The 5,696-nt window shown below is 66.7% G+C and carries 4 protein-coding genes; 3 read left to right on the top strand and 1 reads right to left on the bottom strand.

The annotated features are described in order from the left end of the window. The 3 genes from X803_RS22775 to recR all read left to right on the top strand — a co-directional run. Positions 1-526, top strand: a 526-nt coding sequence (locus tag X803_RS22775; protein ID WP_253907442.1) for a glutamate--tRNA ligase family protein, incomplete at its 5' end; no start/stop codon positions are given. A gap of 9 nt (positions 527-535) precedes the next feature. Continuing rightward, positions 536-3,625 carry a DNA polymerase III subunit gamma and tau gene (locus X803_RS0110075; RefSeq protein ID WP_035778542.1) on the top strand — a complete coding sequence of 1,030 codons (3,090 nt, stop codon included), beginning with the start codon at positions 536-538 and terminating at the stop codon, positions 3,623-3,625. 94 nt (positions 3,626-3,719) lie between these two features. Continuing rightward, on the top strand, positions 3,720-4,316 hold the full coding sequence (recR, locus tag X803_RS0110070; RefSeq protein WP_026545040.1) for a recombination mediator RecR: 597 nt from the start codon (positions 3,720-3,722) through the stop codon (positions 4,314-4,316). Between the two features lie 113 nt (positions 4,317-4,429). Here the strand turns inward: recR and X803_RS0110065 are convergent, their stop codons facing one another. Then, complete coding sequence (locus X803_RS0110065) at positions 4,430-5,551, bottom strand: ABC transporter permease (RefSeq protein ID WP_026545039.1); 1,122 nt, start codon at positions 5,549-5,551, stop codon at positions 4,430-4,432. Between the last annotated feature and the right edge of the window lie 145 nt (positions 5,552-5,696).

Below are 5,696 nucleotides of genomic sequence, written 5' to 3'. Positions count from 1 at the left end.
CCGGGAGCGGCCGGCCGCGCTGAGGCTGCGTGCCGACGTCGGGCTTTATGAAGTTCACGACCTGCTTCACGGGCCCTACATGGGTGCCGTTGACGACTTTGTGGTGGTCCGCAATGACGGAGTGCCCGCCTACAACCTCGCCGTTGTTGTGGACGATGCCGAGCAGGGCGTCGACCAGGTTGTCCGCGGCGATGACCTGTTGAGCTCGGCACCGCGGCAGGCCTACCTCGGATCGCTCCTCGGTCTGCCGCCTGTGGAGTACGGACATGTTCCGCTGGCGCTGAACCCGGAACGACGCCGGCTGGCCAAGCGGGACGGTGCAGTCACTCTCGAGGCGCTCACTGCTGCGGGCTGGCAGGTGGCGGACATCCGTGCGGTGATCCTGCGTTCACTCGACCTGCCGGGTGATTCGCTGGACGCTGCGCTCGCTGCATTTGATCCTTCCCGGCTGCCTCGTGAACCATGGATCGTGGACCCTGCGGACCTGTCCTCCACCGATGCCGCCCCTGTTCCACCCACCGGATAGAGTTCTTCTGTGAGTACAGCCCTTTACCGCCGGTACCGTCCGGAGACCTTCTCCGACGTCATTGGTCAGGAGCACGTCACCGAGCCCCTGATGACGGCGATCTCGAAGAACCGGGTCAATCACGCCTATCTTTTTTCCGGTCCGCGCGGCTGCGGCAAGACCACTTCTGCACGCATCCTTGCCCGCTGCCTCAACTGTGCACAGGGCCCCACGCCTGTCCCCTGCGGCACCTGTGACAGCTGTGTGGAGCTTGCCCGTAACGGGTCAGGCAGCCTGGATGTCATTGAGATTGACGCCGCCTCGCACGGCGGTGTCGATGACGCACGTGACCTGCGTGAGCGCGCCACCTTTGCTCCGGTCCGGGACCGGTACAAGATCTTCATCATCGATGAGGCCCACATGGTCACCAGCGCGGGTTTCAACGCGCTGCTGAAGATCGTCGAAGAGCCGCCGGAACACATCAAGTTCATCTTCGCCACCACGGAGCCGGACAAGGTGATCGGGACCATCCGTTCCCGTACGCACCATTACCCTTTCCGGCTGGTTCCGCCGGAGCCGCTGATGGCCTACCTGGAACTGCTGTGCAACCAGGAGGACATTCCGGTGGCGCCGGGTGTGCTCTCCCTCGTGGTCCGTGCCGGCGGAGGATCGGTTCGAGACTCCCTGTCGGTCCTGGATCAGCTGATGGCCGGTGCCGGTGCGTCCGGTCTGGACTACGAGCTTGCGGTGTCGCTGCTCGGTTACACCCACGCCTCACTGCTGGACGACGTGGTGGACGCCGTTGCCGCTGACGATTCCGCCACTGTCTTCGGTGCCATTGACCGTGTCATCCAGACCGGCCATGATCCCCGCCGGTTCGTGGAGGACCTGCTGGAGCGGTTCCGCGACCTGATCATCGTGAATGCCGTTCCCGACGCCGCTGCGGCCATCCTGCGCGGGATTCCGGATGACCAGCTGAACCGCATGCGCACCCAGGCGCAGCAGCTTGGGCGTGCGGAGCTGTCGCGGGCCGCAGACATCACCAATACGGCGCTGACCGAGATGACCGGCGCCACCTCACCACGGCTGCACCTTGAACTGCTGTGTGCGCGCATCCTGCTGCCCGCTGCGGACCAGTCGGAGCAGGGCATGCTGGCCCGGGTGGACCGCATTGAACGCCGGCTCAGCTACGCCAGTGGCCTTCCTGACACTGGGAGTGGGAGCGCTGCGGCGCCGTCCGGGTCCGGGCGTGCCTCCACGGGTGCCGTACCGGCTGCGGTTGCACCGGCGGCGCGGGATTGGGCTTCGGAGCCGGATGTACCGGCTGTACCAGCGTCCGCGGTGCCAGCGCCCGCGGCACCAGCGCACGCGGCACCAGCGCACGCGGCTCAGCCGGATGTGCCTGCTCCGGCCGAGAAACTCGAGCGGGCAACAGAACCTGCATCCCAGCCCGGAGCTGCTGACTGGGGCGGCGGTTGGGCTGTGCCACCGGAGCCATCGACGCCGGAACAGGCGGAGCGGGACGCACCCTCCCCCGACGTAGGCGAACGGCAGTCCCGGGCGACAACGCCTTCCGCACCCGCGCAGCGTTCCGGGACGCAGCCGGCCCAGCAGGGTGCCCCCGCGTCCTCGCAGCCGCCGACCGGTGTGTCCTGGCAGCCCCAGACCGATGCGTCATCGCGTCCGGAAGCACAAGAACCAGCGCCGGTAGGGTCCCTGCCTGCCCAACGAGATCAGCCACCGTCAGCCGGACCCGCGCCTACCCAGCCGCAGGCTCCAGCTCCGGCGTCGGCCTCATCCGTGCCGTCCCAGCCTGCCCAACCGCAGGGGTCAGCACCGGCGTCGGGACAGATCGAAATGATCCGCAGGGCGTGGCCCGAGATTATGGACGAGCTCGCCCGCATCAAGCGCAGCACCTGGCTGAATGTCAACGCCGATGCGAAGCCGCGTTCGTTCAGTGACAACCAGCTCACGCTGGCGTTCGCGTCGCAGGGCAACGCGCTGGGATTCCAGCGCGGGCAGCACACGGACAATCTGAAGCAGGCCATCAGCAAGGTGCTCGGGCTGAACTGCTCCATCGAAGCCATCCATGACGGTGCCGCGACAGCGGGTGAACCCGACCCAAAAGTACCTACTAGCCGGACCCACCCGGCAAAGGGGCAGGAGCAGCCGCGTGCCGGCCAGTCCCCTTCGTCCGGCACCGATAGCCCGTCCCCTTCGGCTCGCGACGACGGATGGGGTCTGCCCTCAAGCACAGCACCGCAGGGCGTGCCCACCAGCACAACTCCGGATGATGGATGGGGCCCGCCCACCAGCGGAGCGCCGCAACCGCAACCGCAACCGCAAGCGACGGCAGCGCCAGGAGCACCGGAACCAGCGCCCCGCTCTCGGGTAGCGGCAACACCGGTGCCACAGGTGGGCCCGGCGCCGGATCCGGCCCCGCAAGCGGACAAAGTACAAGCCCCAGCTACACAGGCAGGCCACGGAGCACCAGCCCCGCAGGCAGGCCACGGAGCAGCCCCAGCTACACAGGCAGGCCACGGAGCACAAGCCCCGCAGGCGGGCGCATCACCTGGACAAGCACCTCGCGTTCCAGGACCGTCATCGCGCGCGCCGCGGGCGGGTCTTGCTTCAGATCCCACCATGCAGGCAGGGCAAGAACCATCACCGGAGGCGGGCCAGGCACCGCCGACCGCAACACCGGCAGGCCCAACACCTGCCAACCGAACACCCGCCAACCCTGCAACCCCGGCGCCAGCACCCTCGGCGCCAGCACCCTCGGCGCCTGCAACGGCGACGCCAGCCACGGCGGACGACGACTGGCTGAACGCCGAACCTCCGCGCGACCCGGAGGACCCCGGACCTGAGGAACCGTCCTTCGAGGAGGAGGCCCCGGTACGGCCAAGCCGCTACCGGCAGCTCCTCGATGAAGCCGCGCGTGCCGAGGCGTCCCGTCCGCAGCCGCCGGGGCGTCCGACCGGCGCCGTAGACTTGAAATACGTGGAAGACATTCCCAGCGCGGATGATGAAACCATCGAGCAATCCGGACTGGTCGGTCGTCAGGCCATCGAGCGGATTCTCAACGGCAGGCTGATCGAGGAACGCAGCCTCGATCAGTAACCGGACAGCCCGCATCCGGCGGGCAGCCGGTGCCGACCGGCACCACCCGGCACGACCGGTACCACCCGCCACCATCTACAGCTAAGGCAAACCCGTGTACGAAGGCGCAGTTCAGGAGCTCATCGACGAGCTGGGACGCCTGCCCGGCGTAGGCCCCAAATCAGCGCAGCGCATTGCGTTCCACATCCTTGAGTCGGACAACGAGGACATGAAGCGTCTCGCAAACGCCATCGTCACCGTCAAGGAGAGGGTGAAGTTCTGCACCATCTGCGGAAACGTCGCTGAACAGGAGACCTGCAGCATCTGCCGCGACCCACGGCGCGATCCGTCCGCGATCTGCGTGGTCGAAGAGTCGAAGGACGTCATCGCCGTTGAACGCACCCGTTCCTTCCGTGGGAAGTACCACGTGCTGGGCGGCTCCATCAATCCCATCGCCGGGATCGGCCCGGAGCAACTCCGCATCAGGGAACTGTTGAGCCGGCTTTCCGACGACCAGGTCCAGGAAATCATCATCGCCACCGACCCCAACCTCGAGGGCGAGGCGACAGCCACTTATCTGGTCCGCATGCTGAAGACCATCGGCATCAAGGTCACACGCCTGGCATCCGGCCTGCCGGTGGGCGGCGACCTCGAGTACGCAGATGAGATCACCCTCGGCCGTGCCTTCGAGGGCCGGCGCACCGTCTCCTGATGTGCACCTGCCCGTAGCCCGGTTCACGCGATGCGCGTTCAGGCGATACGCGTTCACGCGATACGCGTTCACGCGATGCGGGTCCACGCGCTGCGCGTTCACGCGCTCCGCTTTCACGCGATACGGGTTCCGCGTGCCAGACGCCGCACCGGAGTCACCAACCTGCGGCGGCCTGCCCAGAGGACAGCGGCTGCCAGACCGCCCTGCAGCACAAGGCCCAGCGGCCAGATCGGCAGCGGCTCCTTCTCGATGTCGCGGGAACCGGGACCGAAGAATTGCGCTTCCTCACAGGTGACCTCGTAATCCGGGCCTGCCTGGGCCAGACGAACCTGTGCGCTGATGCTTTCCATCACGCCGGGCGTGCGATACGTGTTTCCAAAACTGTCGGGCTCGCTCTGGAGACTGTCGCGGTCGTACGGCACGGCATCCGCCACAATCACGAAAGGGTTGGCCGCGAGCAGCCATGCCGTGCGCTCGGTATGCCAGACGGGCATGATCACCTCGTTGGTCACGCACTCGAGGTCCTCCTCCGTGAGCATCCGTCCGCTTTCGATTGCTTCACGCGGGTAGTCGTAGAAGGACTGCGTAACCTGCACGTCCTCCTCCATCACCAGCGACATGCTCAGACCGAAGGCGATCAGCGTCCCGAGCCCCAGCAGGGCGACCATCATGTAGGTGGTGACAATGGAGAACAGCGGTCGGCCGGCGAGCGCAGAAATCCCGACGCCCAGCGCACACACCAGCCCGAGTTCCAGAGCGAGCACAGCCAGCGACACGATCGCCTCCAGCGGGTTCACCCCGCCGAGCGCGAGCGCCCAGAAGATGAAGGGCGAGCTGAGTGCCAGGAAACCCAGGGACGCAACCCAGGAGGCCAGCCATTTGCCCCACAGAATTTGCCCCGGCCGCAGCAGCGTGACCTGAAGGATGGCAAGCGTGCCGCCCGTCCGGTCCCCGTTGATGGCATTCGCGGACAGGCCCGGCGCCACCAGCAACCCGAAGAACAGCACAAAGCCGACCACCAGGTCGAACAGGAACGGGCCGGCGCTGTCCATTGCCGCCGTCGTCAGCGTAGCCAGCAGGAACACCAGACCGATTACGAGGAACCAGACAGCCATCATGATGTACCAGGCGCGGCCGCGCAACCGCTGCTTCATCTCCAGACCGAAGACCGTGCGCACTCCCGCCACGTAACCGAGGGAGTGCGTGCGGCTTCCTTCTACCGTGTCAGTGCTCATTGCCGCTCCGTATCCAGGCTCATGTAGGTCTCTTCGAGGGCGCCGCCGGCGGGCGCAAAAGCGGTCACGACGACGTCGGCCAGGATGAGCGTGCGCAGCAGCCACGCTGCCTGCTCGGTGCTGCTGAGCAGCACCTGGTACTCAA

Source organism: Arthrobacter sp. 35/47 (assembly GCF_000520475.1).
Taxonomy (GTDB): domain Bacteria; phylum Actinomycetota; class Actinomycetes; order Actinomycetales; family Micrococcaceae; genus Arthrobacter_D; species Arthrobacter_D subterraneus.
This window is presented reverse-complemented; position numbering and strand designations above follow the sequence as displayed.

What these genes read in the sequence shown, in the direction of transcription:
- X803_RS0110065 (WP_026545039.1), bottom strand. Translation starts at nt 5,551, where the DNA reads ATGAGCACTGACACGGTAGAAGGAAGCCGCACGCACTCCCTCGGTTAC.